The 17,881-nt window shown below is 69.2% G+C and carries 13 protein-coding genes; 5 read left to right on the top strand and 8 right to left on the bottom strand.

All coding sequences use genetic code 11. The features are described 5' to 3' along the window. Positions 1-4: 4 nt before the first annotated feature. Both lldD and dld read left to right on the top strand, forming a co-directional pair. A complete protein-coding gene (gene lldD, locus ACF8ME_RS14430; RefSeq protein WP_016452885.1) occupies positions 5-1,144 on the top strand; it encodes an FMN-dependent L-lactate dehydrogenase LldD in 1,140 nt (379 codons plus the stop codon). Continuing rightward, complete coding sequence (dld, locus tag ACF8ME_RS14425) at positions 1,141-2,904, top strand: D-lactate dehydrogenase (RefSeq protein ID WP_392417081.1); 1,764 nt, start codon at positions 1,141-1,143, stop codon at positions 2,902-2,904. The genes lldD and dld overlap by 4 nt, the downstream gene beginning before the upstream one ends. A gap of 199 nt (positions 2,905-3,103) precedes the next feature. Here dld and ACF8ME_RS14420 read toward each other — a convergent pair whose 3' ends face one another. The 5 genes from ACF8ME_RS14420 to ACF8ME_RS14400 form a co-directional block, all read right to left on the bottom strand. After that, complete coding sequence (locus tag ACF8ME_RS14420; protein WP_392417079.1) at positions 3,104-4,657, bottom strand: S41 family peptidase; 1,554 nt, start codon at positions 4,655-4,657, stop codon at positions 3,104-3,106. Between the two features lie 162 nt (positions 4,658-4,819). Next, positions 4,820-6,328: an aldehyde dehydrogenase family protein gene (locus ACF8ME_RS14415; protein ID WP_392417077.1), complete on the bottom strand. Its 1,509-nt coding sequence runs from the start codon at positions 6,326-6,328 to the stop codon at positions 4,820-4,822. A gap of 42 nt (positions 6,329-6,370) precedes the next feature. Further along, positions 6,371-7,252, bottom strand: a complete 882-nt coding sequence (locus ACF8ME_RS14410; protein WP_151019967.1) for a transporter — start codon at positions 7,250-7,252, stop codon at positions 6,371-6,373. Positions 7,253-7,367: 115 nt separating this feature from the next. After that, a complete protein-coding gene (locus ACF8ME_RS14405; protein ID WP_074922833.1) occupies positions 7,368-9,491 on the bottom strand; it encodes a PQQ-dependent dehydrogenase, methanol/ethanol family in 2,124 nt (707 codons plus the stop codon). 142 nt (positions 9,492-9,633) lie between these two features. Continuing rightward, a complete protein-coding gene (locus ACF8ME_RS14400) occupies positions 9,634-11,853 on the bottom strand; it encodes a TonB-dependent receptor domain-containing protein (RefSeq protein WP_392417075.1) in 2,220 nt (739 codons plus the stop codon). Positions 11,854-11,978: 125 nt separating this feature from the next. Between ACF8ME_RS14400 and ACF8ME_RS14395 the strand changes: the two genes are divergently transcribed. After that, positions 11,979-13,145, top strand: a complete 1,167-nt coding sequence (locus ACF8ME_RS14395) for a helix-turn-helix domain-containing protein (protein ID WP_392417073.1) — start codon at positions 11,979-11,981, stop codon at positions 13,143-13,145. On the opposite strand, the gene ACF8ME_RS14390 is transcribed toward ACF8ME_RS14395, so the two are convergent. Further along, a complete protein-coding gene (locus ACF8ME_RS14390) occupies positions 13,142-14,050 on the bottom strand; it encodes a LysR substrate-binding domain-containing protein (protein ID WP_392417072.1) in 909 nt (302 codons plus the stop codon). The two genes, ACF8ME_RS14395 and ACF8ME_RS14390, sit on opposite strands and share 4 nt — an antisense overlap. Positions 14,051-14,155: 105 nt before the next feature. Between ACF8ME_RS14390 and eno the strand changes: the two genes are divergently transcribed. Then, entirely contained in the window at positions 14,156-15,499 is a 1,344-nt protein-coding gene (gene eno, locus ACF8ME_RS14385) for a phosphopyruvate hydratase (protein ID WP_392417070.1), read from the top strand. Here eno and ACF8ME_RS14380 read toward each other — a convergent pair. Then, on the bottom strand, positions 15,436-16,413 hold the full coding sequence (locus tag ACF8ME_RS14380) for a class I SAM-dependent methyltransferase (RefSeq protein WP_392417068.1): 978 nt from the start codon (positions 16,411-16,413) through the stop codon (positions 15,436-15,438). The two genes, eno and ACF8ME_RS14380, sit on opposite strands and share 64 nt — an antisense overlap. A gap of 156 nt (positions 16,414-16,569) precedes the next feature. Then, on the bottom strand, positions 16,570-16,884 hold the full coding sequence (locus ACF8ME_RS14375; protein WP_016446792.1) for a hypothetical protein: 315 nt from the start codon (positions 16,882-16,884) through the stop codon (positions 16,570-16,572). Positions 16,885-17,047: 163 nt separating this feature from the next. Here ACF8ME_RS14375 and ACF8ME_RS14370 point away from each other — a divergent pair, with 163 nt between their 5' ends. After that, positions 17,048-17,767 (top strand): MGMT family protein, encoded by a 720-nt coding sequence (locus tag ACF8ME_RS14370; RefSeq protein ID WP_338496349.1) that lies wholly within the window; start codon positions 17,048-17,050, stop codon positions 17,765-17,767. Positions 17,768-17,881 lie beyond the last annotated feature (114 nt).

Here is a 17,881-nt window from a genome sequence, read left to right as displayed (position 1 = left end):
CATCATGATCATCTCCTCCACCTCCGACTACCGTGCGGCGGCGCAAAAGCGCCTGCCGCCTTTCCTGTTCCACTACATCGACGGCGGCGCCTATGCCGAGCAGACGCTGCGCCGCAATGTCGAGGACATGGCCGCCGTGGCGCTGCGCCAGCGCGTGCTCAAGGACATGAGCCGGCTGGACACCAGCATCGAGCTGTTCGGCGAGAAACTGTCCATCCCCGTGGCGCTGTCGCCCGTGGGCCTGACGGGCATGTACCGCCGCCGCGGCGAAGTGCAGGCCGCGCGCGCGGCCGACGCCCATGGCATTCCGTTCACCATGTCCACGGTCTCGGTCTGCCCCATCGAAGAGGTGGCGCCCAAGATCAAGCGCCCCATGTGGTTCCAGCTCTATGTGCTCAAGGACCGGGGCTTCATGCAGAACGCGCTGGAGCGTGCCCAGGCGGCCGGCTGCTCCACCCTGGTCTTCACCGTGGACATGCCCGTGCCCGGCGCGCGCTACCGCGATGCGCATTCGGGCATGAGCGGCCCGAATGCCGCCATGCGCCGCTACTGGCAGTCGGTCACGCATCCGGCCTGGTCCATGGACGTGGGCCTGCTGGGCCGCCCGCATGACCTGGGCAACATCTCGGCCTACCGGGGCAGCCCCACGGGCCTGGCCGACTACATCGGCTGGCTGGGCGCCAACTTCGATCCCTCCATTTCCTGGAAGGACCTCGAATGGATACGCGCCTTCTGGAAGGGGCCCATGGTCATCAAGGGCATCCTGGACCCCGAGGACGCCAAGGACGCGGTGCGCTTTGGCGCCGACGGCATCATCGTCTCCAACCATGGCGGCCGCCAGCTCGACGGCGTGCTGTCCTCGGCCCGCGCGCTGCCGGCCATTGCCGATGCGGTCAAGGGCCAGATCAAGATCCTGGCCGACTCGGGCATCCGCAACGGCCTGGACGTGGTGCGCGCCATCGCCCTGGGCGCCGACTGCGCCATGATCGGCCGCGCTTTCATCTACGCGCTGGCCGCTGCCGGCGAGGCCGGCGTCAAGCACCTGCTGGAGCTGCTGGAAAAGGAGATGCGCGTGGCCATGACGCTGACCAGCGTCAGCAAGGTGGCAGACATCACCGGTGACCTGCTGGTGCGCGAAGCATGAGCGCGCCGGCCATCTCCGCCATGCCCCAGGTGTCCCGCGAAACCCTGCTGCAGCAGCTGCGCCAGGCCGTGGGCGCGGCCCATGTGCTCACCGACGACCAGGCCACGCGCCGCTTCCGCAAGGGCCACCGCACGGGCGAGGGCCCGGTGCTGGCCGTGGTGCGGCCCGCGACGCTGCTGGAGCAGTGGAAGGTGGTGCAGGCCGCCGTGGCGGCCGGGCGCATCGTCATCATGCAGGCCGCCAACACGGGCCTGACGGGCGGCTCCACGCCCGACGGCGCGGACTACGACCGCGAGATCGTGCTCATCAACACCTTGCGCATCACCGGCGTGCAGATCATTGGCGGCGGCGCCCAGGTGGTGTGCCTGCCCGGCGCCACGCTGGACCGGCTGGAGCAGGCGCTGGCGCCGCTGGGGCGCGAGCCGCATTCGGTGATCGGCTCGTCGTGCATCGGCGCCTCGGTGCTGGGCGGCATCTGCAACAACTCGGGCGGCGCCCTGGTGCGGCGCGGCCCGGCCTACACCGAGCTGGCGCTGTACGCGCGCGTGTGCGGCGACGGCTCGCTGGAACTCGTCAACCACCTGGGCATCGCCCTGGGCCGCACGCCCGAGGAAATCCTCACGCGGCTGCAAAACGGCGACTACACCGAGTCCGACATCGCCCACGATGCGCAGCGCGCCGCCTCCGACCCGCGCTATGCCGATGCCGTGCGCGCCGTGGACGAGGACACGCCCGCGCGCTTCAACGCCGACCCCTCGCGCCTGTTCGAGGCCTCGGGCTCGGCCGGCAAGCTGTGCCTGTTCGCCGTGCGGCTGGACACCTTCCCCAAGGAGCCGAGCACCGTCTTCTATATAGGCAGCAATGCGCCCGACGACCTCACGGCCGTGCGCCGCGAGCTGCTGACCGCGCTGCCGCGCCTGCCGATCGCCGGCGAGTACATCCACCGCACGGCCTACGACATCGGCGAGAAATACGGCAAGGACACCTTCCTGCTGATCGACCGCTTCGGCACGGCCAGGGTGCCGGCCGCCTTCGCCCTCAAGAGCCGCGTGGACGGCTTCTTCGAGCGCTTCGGCCTGCGCGGCGTCACCGACCGCGTGATCCAGGCGCTGACCAACCTGCTGCCCAGCCACCTGCCCGCGCGCATGCGCCAGTGGCGCGACCGCTATGAGCACCACCTGCTGGTGCGCGTGTCCAACGACACGGCCGAGGCCACGCGTGAATTCCTCACGCGGCACTTCAGCGGCAGCACCACGGGCGGCTGGTTCGAGTGCGATGCCGACGAGGGGCGCAAGGCCTTCCTGCACCGCTTCGCCATCGCGGGCGCGGCCATCCGCTACCGCGAGGTGCACCGCGCCCAGGTCGAGGACATCGTGGCCCTGGACGTGGCCCTGCGCCGCAACGACCGCGAATGGGTGGAGCAGCTGCCCGCCGAGGTCGAGCGCGACATGGTCCACAAGCTCTACTACGGCCACTTCTTCTGCCATGTCTTCCACCAGGACTACATCGTCAAGAAGGGCGTGGACCCGCTGGCCATGGAGCACCGCATGTGGGAACTGCTGGACGCGCGCCGCGCCGAGTACCCGGCCGAGCACAACGTGGGCCACTTGTACGTGGCCAAGCCCGCGCTGGCAGGCTTCTACCGCGAACTGGACCCCACCAACACCTTCAACCCCGGCATAGGCCACACCTCGCGCAAGCTGGGCTGGGAGGAGTGTTGTGACCGGCCGGGGGGATGGCCCAAGGGGTATTCGGAGTAGGGGCAAGCTGTGTGGGCAGGTACGCCAGGGCCAGCTGGCGCATCACGATCCCCAGCTCTGCCGGGTCGCCATTGGCCAGGATGGCGTTGATGTTCTCGATGGCCATGGGCCATGACCGGATCGCTGCGGTACAGCTCGGCCACGGCGTCGTCATGGGACCTGCTTCGCATCATCCGATTTCCTCAAAGCCTGCCTCTGTTCAATCCAGCTGGATGTTTCCTGCCGTGGGCAGGATGCTGTCCAGCACCCAGGCCTGCACGGCGGCGGTGTCGGCGAGGTCGCCGTCGAAGACGAACTGCGGCAGGTAGGGCTTGCCCTCCTTGTCCTGGCGCCCGTGGTTCTTCCAGACCTTGAGGGGGACGCGGAACGTCACTGTGGGCGAAAGTGCCTTGTCGGCCACGTCGGTGTACTGCGTGTCCGTGCCGGTCATGCTGCCCACGTGCACGATGCCCGGAATCTGCAGCGCCGCACTCACGAAATCCAGGCAGGCGCTCTGGCATTGGGCATCCGTGACCAGCACCAGCTTGCCCTTGAAGGGGTTTGCGCGCGCGGCGGCGGTGTCTTGCTGCAGCTCCTTGTGCGTTTCATCGACCTGCGGCTGCTCGACAAAATCTTCCCCGCGAGATGCGGCATCGCCCATCAGCGAGGCCATCTGCTGTGTGAACTGGTAGACCAGGCTGCCGGCGCCTTCCGTGCGCAGGAGCTGTGTCCTGCGCTCTTCGAACGCCTCCAGGGCCATGGCGGAGACACGCCAGTAAGCCCTGGCTTGGGAGTGCTGCGTGGCGCCTGCCGTGATGGCATCTGTCAGCAGGGCCATCAGGATGCGGTAGCCGAGCAGGGAGTTGCCCCCGCCATTGCCGCGCACATCGAGCACCACGGCCTGCGCATCTCCTGCCTGCCGGATGCCCTCCAGCATTTTCTCGAAGGCGGCCATGGCCTTCTCGGACGATGGCATGAAGTTGGACGCTTGGATCCACTGCACTCCCGGTCGCACTTCCTTGATGCCCTGGCGCGGTGCCCGGGGCCGCGCCAGGGCACGGGCGTCCTTGTCGTCCAGCGGCTGCCATGCCAGGTTGAAACTCCGGATTTCGCCTGCAGCGGAGCGGGTCGTGCATTGACGCACCCTGAGCGGCTCCCACAGCGGGGCGCTGGGCGATTCGCGGGTCAGGTGCCATGCCAGATCGGACTTCGTTCCCTCCAGGTGCACGAGCCGGTCCACGAAGGGCGCCACTTTGTCGGTGAGCAGATCGTCGATAGGGATGCCGTCGCACGACAGTACCTGCTCCCCCACCTGCGGCGTATCGATCGGCCATTGCGCAGCGCGGCCCGAGACGCGGTAGCGGCCTGCCTGGCGCTGCACGGCCCAGCCCGCCCACGTCGTGCGTACAGGCGTGGCGGCATGGTGGTTGCGCCATACGGCCAGATGGCCGTCCCGGTATCCGGTGGTGTAGAAGCGCAGCGCGGCAAAGGCCTGCTGTTCCGTGGCTGCGCGCCCAGACAGCGCCATGGCCTGGTCGTATCCCTCGCTGAACCACTGGTGGAAAGCACTTGCGCCAGGGTCGAGGACGGCGGGATGTGCCTCCCGGATCATCTGGTGCACTCGCTGGATGTGGGCCACGGCGGTGTGGCTCCAGCGCGCTGCCTCCTGGCGGGCCTGTTCGGGCGTGGGCCTGTCGGCCTTGCCCCCATCCTGCGCCTGGCAGGACCAGGCGATGAAGAGCCATGACAGCCCTGCGATCCATCGACGATCCATGGTCTCCCTCTCCTTCTTTGCCGCACTGCAGGCGGCATGGCTTGGAAAGCGGGAAATTGTGCAGGGCTGCGCAGTGAAAAGATATCGGAATGATCTGAATCCGTGCTTTCCGACAAGCACCGGCTGCCGGCCGGCAGACAACCTGCAAGCCGGCAGCGGCCCTCACAGATTGATGAACACCGACTTGGTCTCCAGGTAGGCATCCAGCGCGGTGCGGCCCATGTCGCGGCCCATGCCGGACTGCTTGTAGCCGCCGAAGGGCATGCCCGGGTCCAGGGTGCTGTGGCAGTTGACCCAGACCGTGCCGGACTGGATCTTGGGGATCAGCCGGTGGACCTTGGACAGGTTGTTGGACCAGATGCTGGCGCCCAGGCCGTAGGGCGTGTCGTTGGCCCAGGCGGCGACTTCGTCGAGGTCGTCATAGGGCATGGCCACGAGCACGGGGCCGAAGATTTCCTCGCGTGCCACGCGGTGGTCGTGCTGCACGCCGGTCATCACCGTGGGCTGCACGAAGTAGCCGCGCTGGCCTGAGCGGGCGCCGCCCGTCACCACCTCGGCGCCCTGGCTGCGGCCTATGTCGATGTAGCTGCAGACGCGCTCCATCTGCTCCTGCGAGACCAGCGGGCCCATCTGCGCGCTGGGGTCCAGGCCATGGCCCAGGGTGAGTTGGGCGGCCTGGTCGGCCACGTCGGCCACCACGCGGTCGAACATGCTCTTGTGCACGTACAGGCGCGAGCCCGCGCAGCAGACCTGGCCGTGGTTGAAGAAGATGGCATTGGCCGCACCCGCCGCCGCCGTGGCGGGATCGCAGTCATCCAGCACGATGACGGGGGACTTGCCGCCCAGCTCCAGCGTGATGCGCGTCATGTTGTCCATGCAGGCATGGCCGATGAGCTTGCCCACCTCGGTCGAGCCCGTGAAGCTGACCTTGTTGACCAGCGGGTGCGAGACCAGGGGCGCGCCGGTACCGGGGCCGTCGCCCGTGACCACGTTGAACACGCCGGGCGGAAAGCCCGCTTCCTGGATCAGCTCGGCCAGCATCAGCGCGGTCAGCGGCGTCTGCTCGGCGGGCTTGAGCACCAGGGTGCAGCCGGCAGCCAGCGCGGGCGCCAGCTTCCAGGTGGCCATGAGCAGGGGGAAGTTCCAGGGCACGACGGCGGCGACCACGCCCACGGGCTCGCGCCGGGTGTAGGTGAACATCTGCGCCTCGGGCGCGAAGGGCACGGAGTGCTCGTGCGTCATGCCTTCGATCTTGGTGGCCCAGCCGGCCATGTAGCGGATGGAGTCGATGGCCACGGCGATGTCCACGGCGCGCGCAATGGCGGCGGACTTGCCGTTGTCCAGCGATTCGACCTCGGCCAGGGCCTGGGCATGGGTCTCCATGAGGTCGGCCAGGCGCAGCATCAGGCGCTCGCGCTCCACGGGGCGCATGCGGCCCCAGGGGCCCAGGTGCAGCGCGCGGTGCGCGGCGCGCACGGCCAGGTCCACGTCCGCCGGGCCGGCGCTGGCGACTTCGGCGATCACGGCTTCGGTGGCCGGGTTGACGGTGGACAGGCGCTGGCCGGTCTGGGCCGCCACCCATTGGCCGTCGATGAAGAGGTCATGCGTGCCCCGGTTGAGGAAGGCGCTGGCGCGCTCGGTGATCTGGTGCTGGATGTCGCTGAGGTTCATGGTGTGCTCCTTGGTGATGGACAGGGGACAGGGGGTGTGGATTCAGAAAACCTGCAGCAGGCGCAGGTTGATGCGGGCGTTCTCCTTGAAGCCCTGGCGCACATGCAGGTCGCGGCCCACGGTGGCCAGCAGCTGCGTCTTCGGCGCGACAAAGACCGCGCCGCCGAAAGAGACCTTGGTGGTGGACTGGCGGTCGCCTTGCGACACGCCGTTGACCTGGGTCTCGCCGCCCGTCAGGTGCGACAGGCCCAGGCGCAGGTCCGATGTGTCCGACAGGTGGTAGCGCAGCAGGCCCTGGAACTGGAACTGCGCCTTTTGCTTGAGCGTGGCACTGTGGGCGCCGAAGTCGTCGTTCTTGCCGAAGACGGTGACATCGGCCGCCAGGTCCATGGTCACGCGCTTGCCCAGCGGCTTGATCCAGCCGGCCTGCAGGGCGGCCTTCCAGCGGTTCTCGCCCAGGCTCAGCGGGTCGTTGCGGCTGTACTGGCCCGTGGGCAGCCAGACAAAGGGGGTGATGCCGAAGTGCTCCTTGTCGCCGGGCTTGGTCAGCCACAGGGTGGCGGCCAGCATCAGGTCGCCCACGCCGGTGTTGCTGCCCATGGCCGCGATATCGCGCGATGCCGACAGGCGCCCGAAGGGCAGCAGGAACTGCGGGTCGATCACGTAGTCGCCCAGCTTCATGAAGTGCACGCCGCGCGCTATGCCGATGTCCGAGGTCAGCCTCGGCCGTATGGGCGCCTGGTCGCCATTGGCATAGAGGCTGTCCCGCGTGGCGTGCTGGTAATAGACCATGCCCAGCGTGGTGCCGGGCGGCAGGGCGGTGTAGTCGCCTGCGTCGATATCGACGGCGTGGGCATTGAAGGTGGCGCATGCGGCCATGGCTGCCAGGGCCAGGGATGCGCGGGTGAAGGGCTTGGATGGCATGGCGAAGAGTCCGGTCCGGTGTTTTCAGGCAAAGCCCTGCCCAGGCCTGCTGCAGGACAGCAGGGCCGGGGAGGGGAATGGGAGGTTGGGGGAGGGGGAGGGCGGCTCGCGCTGGCTACTTGGGCCGCACTGCGTCGGCCGTGCCCTGGATGAAGGCCTTGATCTTTTCCACGTCGTCCATGCTCAGCTTGCCCGTGAAGTCGGGCATGCCGCGCGACATGGCCGGGCCCTTGAAGATGAACTTGTCCAGGTGCTCGATATAGGCCGGGTCCAGGTAGCCCAGGTTGGGCAGGTTGCCGCCCCGGTCCACGCCGGGCACGCCGTGGCAGAAGGCGCAGTTGCTGACATACAGGGCCGTGCCTTCGGCCACCAGGCTCTTGTCGTAGGGCACGCCCTGCAGCAGCTTGCCCTGCTGGTAGGCGACGAAGGCAGGCGCCTCGGCCTTGCCGTCCAGCGCGAAGGTGTAGACCGTGCCCGGGCCCTTGCGCTCGGTGTGGCGCGCGGCCAGGCCGTAGACGCCGCCCCAGCCCACGGCGATGGAGACGTACTGCCGGCCATCGACCTCATAGGTGATGGGTGCGGCCACCACGCCCGTGCCCGTGGGCTTTTCCCAGAGCTTCTTGCCGTTGCGCGCGTCATAGGCCACGAAGCGGCCGTCGGCCGTGCCCTGGAACACCAGGTTGCCCGCCGTGGCCAGCGTGCCGCCGTTCCAGGGCGAGGCATGCTCCACGCGCCAGCGCTCCTTCTGTGCCACCGGGTCCCAGGCGATCAGGCGGCCGAAGGGCGTGCTCTTGGGCGGCTCCATGTTGACCAGCGTGGCCGTGTTCCAGCCGATATTGCTGTGCGGCTCGGGCAGGGAGCCGCCGTTGAACTTCCAGTTCTTGTTGTCCTGCAGGGTCAGCGGCACATGCTGGGCCGGCAGGTAGGCCAGGCCCGTGTCGGGGCTGTAGGACATGGAATGCCAGTTGTGCGCGCCGAAGGGGCTGGGAATCACGTCGCGCGCGCGGTCGCCGCTGCGCGCAATCGGTGTCTCGATGGGGCGGCCCTTGGCGTCGTAGCCGCTGGCCCAGTTCACGTCGACGAAGTTCTTGGCCGAGATGAACTGGCCGTTGGTGCGGTCGATCACGAAGAAGAAGCCGTTCTTGGGCGCATGCAGGATGACCTTGCGCGGCTTGCCGCCGATCTTGATGTCGGCCAGCACCATGGGCTGGGTGGAGGTGAAGTCCCAGCTGTCGCCCGGCGTTTCCTGGTAGTGCCAGACGTACTCGCCCGTATCGGGGTTCAGCGCCACGATGCTGGCCAGGTACAGGTTGTCGCCACCGGCCGGGCTGCGCTTGGCTTGCGCCCAGGGCGAGCCGTTGCCCGTGCCGATGTACATGAGGTTGAGCTCGGGGTCATAGGCCATGGTGTCCCAGGCCGTGCCGCCGCCACCGGCCTCCCACCACTTGCCGGCCGGGTCCCAGGTCTTGGCGGCGCGGGCCATGGCCTCGTTCTCGAAGGGCTTGGACGGATCGCCTGGCACGGTGAACCAGCGCCACTGCTGGGCACCGGTCTCGGCGTCATAGGCCGTGACATAGCCGCGCACCCCGTACTCGGCGCCGCCGTTGCCGATCAGCACCTTGCCCTTGATGACGCGCGGTGCGCCCGTGATGGTGTACGAGTAGGCGCGGTCGATGATGGTGTCCTGCTCCCAGACCTTCTGGCCCGTGGCCGCGTCCAGCGCCACCAGGCGGCCATCGAAGGCGCCCACATACACCTTGCCCTTGTAGACCGCCACGCCGCGGTTGACCACGTCGCAGCAGCCCTTGAAGCCGTTGGCACGGTCCACGCCGGGGTCGTAGCTCCACAGGCGCTTGCCGGTGCGCACGTCCACCGCATGCACCACGCTCCAGCTGGCCGTGACGTACATGATTCCATCGACCACCACGGGCGTGGACTCCACGCCGCGCGTGGATTCCAGGTCATACGACCAGACCAGGCCCAGCCGCTTCACATTGGCCGTGTCCAGCTGCCTGAGTTTGGAAAAGCGCGTCTCGCTGTAGTCCATGCCGTAGCTGGGCCAGTCCTTGGAACTGCGCGCGTTGTCGCGGATGCTCTGCGAGTCGATGCGCGAGGTGACGGCGCGTATGTGCTCGGGCGAGCCTTTGCTTGGCAGGCCGGCCTGTGCCAGCGCGGCGCCCGGCAGGGCCAGCACCAGGCCGGCGGCCAGCAGCGTGGAGGAAAGCACGTGGGTCTTCATGTTGTCTCGTCTCCTGTGTGGTTTGTTTTTGCGTGCATGGCGCTGGGGGCAAGGGCACCATGTGGGAGACGATAAAAAAAGCGGCCTTCGGTCACAACATTCGGACTTTCCCGGGGGCGGATGTGTACCGCCGTGGAACAGCTCAGAACGTCCGGCTGACCGTCACCCCGGCCGATAGCCCGCGTCCGGCACCCGGCTCGAAGTACCGCTGGTTGCCCTCGTTGACGATGACCGACCCTGCAAAGCGCCGGTCGAACAGGTTGTCCAGCCGCACAAAGGTCTGGGCGCTCCACTGCTGCCATTGCCGTGACCAGCGCAGGCTGGAGCCCCAGACGGTGTAGCCGGCCGCGCGGTCGGTGTTGCGGTCGTTCACGGCCACGGGGCCGCTGTGCAGCATGTCCACGGTCCAGCTCCATTGCGGCGACAGCTGCCAGGCCAGCTCGCTCCACAGGCGGCGCGGCGCGGTGCCGGCCAGGCGTGCGCCGGCATCCACCGGGGCGGTGGGCGTGGTGCAGGGCGTGGCCTCGCAGGTCAGGAAGCTGTCGCGGTAGCGGGCTTGCAGCAGGGTCAGGGCGGTGCTGGCCGTGAGCGGCCCCCATTGGGCATTGCCCGAGAATTCCAGCCCTCGGCGCAGCGTGCGGCCTGCGTTCTGGTAGGTGGCGCGCCCGCCCGTGTTGGACAGCACGGTGAGTTCGCGCTGGGTATGGGTCTCGAACAGCGTGAGGTTCCAGCCCGCGTTGCCGTGGCGCCCGCGCAGGCCGACCTCGACGGTGTTGTGGGCGCTGGCGGCCAGGCCGGTGTTCAGGCCGCTGTTCATGCCATTTTGGCCACCGGGCCGGTAGGCCACTTCGTTGAGCGTGGGCGTTTCCATGCCCCGGCCCACCGATGCGTGGGCCACCAGCTCCGGCAGCAGGTTCACGCGCAGGCCCAGCGAGGGCAGCCAGCCGCGCCAGGCCATGCTGCCGCTGTCGTCGCCATTGCCGGCTGTGATGTAGTGGTCCTCGGAGCGGTAGCGCACGCGCGCCTGGCGCAGGCCGGCGCTCAGGGCCAGGCTCTGCGTGCTCCACTCGGCCTGCAGATAGGGGTCGGCGGAGCGCGCCTGGTTGCGTTCGTCGCGGCGCAGCCGGCCCTGCACGCCGAGCTGGCTGCCGATGAAGTTCTCGTAGCCGCGCCGGGTTTCGCCCTGCCAGTCGTAGGCCAGGCCTGCCGACCAGTCCAGCCGGCCGCCGGCCACGTCCTCATGGGTGCTGCGCCAGCGCAGGTTCATGCCCGCGTAGTCGCGGTCCAGGTCGATCACGCCGCCTGAATGCGAGGGCGGTGCCTGCGTGGCCACGGGAATGGACTGGTACTGCAGCACGGAGCGCGTACCCGCATAGGCCATGAGTTCCAGGCGCTGGCCCGCGCCGAACTGGTGCTGCCAGGCGGCGCCCAGCTGGCGCTGGCGCACGCTTTTGCGCGTGTTGAAGCGCAGCGCGCTGGCCGTGGTCTGGCCGGGGTCGGCCTCGAACTCGGCGCGCGTCAGGCCCAGCGGGTCCTGGGCGCTGGCGCGATGCTCCTGGTATTGCAGCAGCCATTGGTCATCTCCTTGCTGGCGCGACAGTTTCATGTGGGCCGTGCTGCGGTCTGCGGCCGATTGGGGGCGCATGCCGTCAGTGGCGAAGCGCTCGATGTGGATGGCATAGCGCCATGGGGCGGAGCTGCCATCCGCCTGGTCCGGCTTTCCGCCCCCGATCGTTCCGCGCAGCTGGGTGGACAGGCGCCACAGCCCGTCCGGCCCCATGGCCATGCCGCTGCGCCACAGGCCCGGTTCCTCGCCGTCTTCGGTGTACAGCAGCAGTGCGCCGCCTGCGCTGTTGCCGTAGAGCACGGCGGCCGGGCCGCGCACCACGTCCAGGCGCGCGGCGTTGCCCAGCGTGAAGTTGGCGGCCTGGCCCTGGCCATCGGGCGCGCCTGCCGGAATGCCGTCCACGTACAGGCGCAGGCCGCGCACGCCAAAGGTGGAGCGCGCACCGAAGCCGCGCACCGAGATCTGCAGGTCCTGGGCGAAGTTCTGGCGGTTCAGCACCACCAGGCCCGGCACGCGCGCCAGGCTTTCGGACAGGTTGACCTGCATCTGCCCCTCGCGCAGCACCGTGCCGTCCACGCTGTCGATGGCGGCCGTGGCGCGCCACAGGTCGGGGCCGGTGCCGGGCTGGCTGGCCGTGATGACCACGGGGGCGAGCAGGGCCTCGCTGGAGTCCTGCGCTGCGTTTGCCGCCTGGGCGGGCAGGGCGTGCAGCGTGCAGGCCAGTGCGGCGCCCAGGGTGGGCAGGGCGGGCAGGGCGGGCCGGGGGTGTCTTGTGCTGTGTGGGGAGCGTGTCATTGCGGGCGGGCCTGTGGCGATGCCCGAGGTTACCGAGCCCGGCAAGCCGTTCCAACACGGGTGATTTCCCTAGTGCTGTCCTGTGCCGTGGCGGAACAACAATCGCGGCAGTTTTGATGTCCGTCATGCAACAGCCGCCTCCCGCCCCACTGCCCTCCAATCCCTTCTATGCCTCGCGCCAGGACCGGGTGGCCCTGGCGCGCGAGCGCTATTTCGAGCGTGGCGAGCGCCCATCGGGCCTGGTGTCCGAGCCCGTGCTGCAGTCCTGGACACGCTGCCTGGGCGCCAGCCGCAGCCCCGACGAGAAGATCAGCTTCGACCCGGTCAGCAAGATCCGCACGGCCACCTTGCTGACCCACAACCGCGCGCTGATCGAGGCGGCGCGCGACCCCATCGCCGAACTCGAGACTGTGATCGCGGGCAGCCAGGCGCGCGCCATGCTCACCTGCAGCGAGGGCGTGGTGCTGATCGCCTCGCGACCCACGCCGGGCGACGGCCCGCTGCTGCTCACTGCGGCTCGCGTGGGCGTGAACATCGCCGAGGATGCCGTGGGCACGGGCGCACCTGGCGTGGCCGTACGCACGGGCGAGGTCTGCCATGTGCGTGGCGGCGAGCATTTCTTTCGCTGCCTGGCCTCGCTGCACTGCGCGGCCGCGCCCGTGCGCGACGCCAGCGGGCGCACCGTGGCCATGCTGGACCTGAGCAGCGAGGCGGGCCCCTTTCGCTTCGACGCAGGCGCCATGGCCCACATGTACGCCACCTGCATCGAGAACCGGCTGCTGGTGGGCGCCGCCCGCATGCACCTGCTGCTGCGCCTCCAGTCCAGCCGCAGCATGTTCGGCACGCCGCTGGAAGGGCTGGCCGCCGTGGATGGCGAAGGCATGGTGCGGTGGTTCAACGGCGTGGGTGCCCAGTTGTTCGACTGCCCGCGCCGGCCCGCCGAGGGGCTGGCGGCAGAGGAAGTCTTCGGCCTGGGCCTGAACCAGTTGCTGGAGCTGGCCCACCACGGCCAGGCGCGCCCGCAGATGCTGCCCACGGGGCTGACGCTGTGGATGCAGGTGCAGCTGGATGAGGCATCTTCCCAGGTCGAAGAGGGGCTGCCGGCCATCGAGGCCCTGCCGCCGCCCGCCGAGGCGCCGTCCGAGGCACCGTCCTCCCTGGGCGAGGCCAGCCGCGAGCTGATCGAGCAGGCCCTGGCCCGCTGCCAGGGCAATATCTCGCAGGCCGCCCGCATGCTGGGCGTCTCCCGCGGGCTGCTGTACCGGCGGCTGCGGGAGTGGGGGCGGCTCTAGCTGGCCAGCGCGCTGCGCATCCATTCGATGAAGACCCCTGCCTGGGCCGGCAGCGCACGCCCTGCGGCGGGCACGGCGCGCAGGCCGCCCTCGAAGGGCACGAAGCCATGGGGCGCCACCAGCAGCCCCTCCTGGAGCTCGCGTGCGATCAGCCGCTGCTCCACCAGGGCAACGCCCAGGCCCGACAGTGCCGCCTCTATGCACAGGTGGGTGTGGGGGAACGCCAGCGTCTCGCCCAGGGCCACGGGCTGGCCCGTGAGGGCTTCCCACTGGTTCCAGGCGCTGGCCGTGTACTCATGTGCAATGCGCGCGCGGTTGGCGGGCCGGCGCCGGGCATAGGCCGGCGTGCAGACTGCGCCGAAGTGCACGGGCGCCAGTTCGATGGCGCGGCGGCGGTCTGCCTCGCCGTAGGTGGACAGGTCCCAGGCAATGATCAGGTCGGCGCCCTCGTGGCGCATCTCGCGCGCCGAGGTCATTGACAGGCGGATGCGGATATGCGGGTGGCTGCGGTAGAACACCGCCAGCTGCGGCACCAGCCAGCGCATGGCAAAGGTGGCGCTGCAGGCCACATGCAGCCCCGGCGCCTGGGCGTCGCGCGCCAGCTGGGCATAGGCGGCCTCCAGCTGGTCGAAGGCCGTGCGCACCGAGGCATGGAAGGCGGCGCCGGCCTCGGTCAGGCGCAGGCCCGTGCCTTCTTTCTCGAACAGCGCCGCGCCCGCGTGCTCCTGCAGCAGGCGCAGGTGGCGGCTGATGGCACCGTGGCTGCGGCACAGTTCCTCGGCCGCGCGGGTCACCGAGCCGGTACGGGCAATGGCCTCGAAGGCGCGCAGGGCGGCCAGCGGTGGCAGTTGTCTCATGGCAATCAATTCGTCAGAAAAGCTGACGCATGGGCAGAAAAACTGCATTGTCCCGCATCGCCGTGATTTCTAGCATGGAGGCCTGTTCATTGGAGTTGTGCAGGCTTGCCAACTCCTTTGCACAGTTCAATTTATTGACGAAAAGGAGTTTCCATGCAGATCACCGATATCGCGGCCCATGAGGCGCTGGACAGCCGGGGCCACCCCACCGTGGAGGTCGAGGTCGAACTGGAGGACGGCGCGCGCGGCCTGGCCCTGGTGCCCTCGGGCGCCTCCACGGGGCGGCACGAGGCGCTGGAGCGACGCGACGGCGATGCCTCGCGCCATCTGGGCAAGGGCGTGCTGGGGGCGGTGCAGGCCGTCAACACCGAGCTGCGCGATCTGCTGCGCGGCATGCAGGCCGACGCCCAGGGCCGCATCGACACGGCCATGATGGCGCTGGACGGCACGCCCGGCAAAAGCCGGCTGGGCGCCAACGCGCTGCTGGGCGTGTCGCTGGCCGTGGCCCGCGCGGCGGCGGCCAGCCAGCGCATGCCGCTGTGGCGGCACATGGGCGGTGCCCAGGCGCGCGTGCTGCCCGTGCCCATGATCAATGTCATCAACGGTGGCGCCCATGCCGACAATCCGCTGGACTTCCAGGAGTTCATGCTGCTGCCGGTGGGGGCGGACAGCTTCGGTGAGGCGCTGCGCATGGGCGCCGAGGTCTTCCACACGCTGCGCCATGCGCTCAAGGCCGCAGGCCACAGCGTCAACGTGGGCGACGAGGGCGGCTTTGCGCCCGCCCTGCGCAGCGCGCCCGAGGCGCTGGACCACCTGATGGCCGCCATCGAGCGCGCCGGCCTGCGCCCCGGCAGGGACATCGCCCTGGCCCTGGACCCTGCGGCCAGTGAATTCCATGGCGAGGACGGCTACCGCTACGCGGGCGAGGGCCTGGTGCGCAGCCGCCAGCATCAGGTGGACTACCTGGCGCAACTGGTGGAGCACTACCCCATCGTCTCCATCGAGGACGGCATGGCCGAGGACGATATCGAGGGCTGGCAGGCCCTGGGCCGGCGCCTGGGCGGACGCTGCCAGCTGGTGGGCGACGATGTGTTCTGCACGAACCCCGGCCTGTTCGAGAGCGGCATTGCCCGGGGCGTGGGCAATGCCATCCTCGTCAAGATCAACCAGATCGGCACGCTGACCGAAACCTGGGACGTGCTGCGCCTGGCGCATGGCGCGGGCTATGGCGTGGTGATGTCGCACCGCTCGGGCGAGACCGAGGACACCAGCATTGCCGACCTGGCCGTGGCGGCCCAGTGCGCCATGATCAAGACCGGCTCGCTGTCGCGCGCCGACCGCACGGCCAAGTACAACCGGCTGCTGCGCATCGAGCGTGAACTGGGCCCGGCCGCCGTCTATGCGGGGCGCCGTGCGCTCAAGGGCCGGGCGGGTCAGGAAGCCGTGTCGGCCGCTGCGGGTGTTGCGGGGGTTGCGGGGGTTGCGGGCGCCCTGTAGACCAGCACCTTGAGGCTGCGCTCGGCGTCGATGTCGGCGAAGGTGGCCGGATTGGCCAGGCGCTCGACGAATTCCAGCTCGGGCGCCACTTCCTGCATCTGCGATGTCAGGAACCGCGTGCCCATCTCGGGCGCGTTCAGGCACAGCAGCACATGGCCGCCGGGGCGCAGCAGGTCGGGCAGGCGGCGCATCAGGCGGGCATAGTCCTTGGTGGCGACGAAGCTGCCCTTCTGGTAGCTGGGCGGGTCCACCACGATCAGGTGGTAGGGCCCGCCGCGCGTGATCTTGCCCCAGCTGCTGAAGATGTCGTGGGCCAGGAAGCTGGCGCCCGACAGATCGTTGAGCCGGTGGTTCTGCTGGCCCGTGGCCAGCGCGCCCTGGGCCATGTCCATGTTCATCACATGGCGCGCCCCGGCCTGCAGGGCCACCACCGAAAAGGCGCAGGTATAGGCGAACAGGTTGAGCACCTTGATGCCGTGGCGGTGCTCGGGATGGTTGGCGACATGCTCGTGCACCCAGCGCCGGCCTTCGGCCATGTCCAGGAACAGGCCGTGGTTCTGGCCGCGCAGCACCTGCACGCGGTAGCGCGTGCCGGCCTCGGTGACGATGTGCGGGTCTGGCACTTCGCCGGCCATGAGCCGGGTTTCGGCGGGCGCGGCGGGCTGGCGCAGCTGGTAGACCCAGTTCAGGGGCTGGCCCGGTGCCAGTTCGCTCCAGCGCAGTGACAGCGCCGTGCCGATGGCGGCCAGGGCGTCTTCGTCCAGCGGCTGGAAGCTGGTGAGCACCAGCACGGGCGGAAAGGCATCGAGCACCAGATGCTCGCAGCCCGGGTACAGGCCGCCACGGCCGTGGAAGATGTGTTGGGCGTCGGAGGGCAGGGCCATCCGGGCGATGGCGTCGAGCAGGGCTTGCATGGGAAAGGCTGGGTCTGGCAGGGGCGCCGGGCATGCCCGGTGGAGCCGCTTGGAACCAGGCAGGGGCCGACGAAAAGGTCTGCCAGTGTATGCAGTTTGGGGCCCAGCCCAGGCAAACCCGGGCTCAGGCCCCATTCAGCGGTGCTGCGGGCAGGCTCAATGCCGCCAGCCGCGGCGCACCTCGAAGAAGCTGCACTCGCCATCGCCCAGGCCCTGCATGCCGGCCTCGGTGGCGGCGCGGGCGGCTTTCATCCAGCGGGTGAAGGCGAGCTTGGCGTCTTCGCTGATTTCCTCTGGAGGCATGTCCTCCAGCCCCTGTACGAGCGACAGGGTTTCGCTGACCTGCTCGGCACTGCCGAGCTGGCGTTCCAGCACGCGGGCATAGCGTGCCTCGGCCTTGTTGCGTTCCTGCTCGGGCAGGTTGGGGTAGTCACACAAGGTGACGGTGAAGGCGGCTTCTTGCATGTCCATGGTTCATGAGATGAGGATGATGACTGGCGAAATATACAGTAATAACTGGCTGCACATCCAGTACTTATCCAGTGTTTTTTTACAGTGTCGTGCCGGTGGGGTCGCTGCGGGCAGCGGCGGCAGCCATGCGGCCACAATCGCCTGCAAGGAGAAAACCACCGCCATGACGAACGAATCGACCACGGGCAGCCCGGCCTGGGACCCCGAAGCCACGGGCCATGCGCTGTTTGCCACGCGCTTGGGGCCCTGCGGCGTGGCCTGGGGCGAATGCGGCCTTGCGGCCTTTCAGTTGCCCGAGGTGGACGGCCCGGCTGCCACGCGCACGCGCATGCTGCGCGGCGTGCAATCGCGCAGGCCCGGCAGCTATGCGGCAGCGGTGCGCGCCGAGGACCTGCCGGCCAGCGTGGCACAGGCCATCGCCGGCGTGCAGGTGCTCATGGCGGGCCATGGCGAATGGACCGTGGAGCCTTCCGCGCCCAGCGCGCAGCAGTTGCGTGACGGCCCGGTGCTGCCCGATCTGCGGGCACGGCGCATGCTGCCCGCAGGCCAGGCATTGCCGGATCTGGCCGAGCTGGCGCTGGACTGGCACGGCGTGTCGGAATTTCACCGCCGCGTCTACGAGCTGACGCGTGCCATCGCTCCCGGCCATACGCGCACCTATGGCGAGATCGCGCGCGAGTTGGGCGAGGTGGGCCTGTCGCGCGCCGTGGGACAGGCGCTGGGCCTCAACCCCTTCGCGCCCGTGATTCCCTGCCACCGCGTGCTGGCCGCCGGCGCCCAGCCGGGCGGTTTTTCGGGCGGCGCAGGTGCGCTGACCAAGCTGCGCATGCTGGAGATCGAGGGTGCGGCCTGGGGCGGCACGCGCTCGCTGTTCGGGGATTGACGGGCCGGACACGCATGTGACATGCGGCATGGCGGGGCGGCTTGCACAATCGCCGCTGCAGGCCGTCCCGGCAGGGGAGGGCCGCCCTCCATTCCACCCATGACCGGCACACAA

The organism is Delftia sp. WSY_7, assembly GCF_043104845.1.
Lineage (GTDB): Bacteria > Pseudomonadota > Gammaproteobacteria > Burkholderiales > Burkholderiaceae_C > Comamonas > Comamonas tsuruhatensis.
The sequence above is the reverse complement of the archived record's forward strand: the minus strand, read 5'-3'. Positions and strand labels throughout refer to the sequence as shown.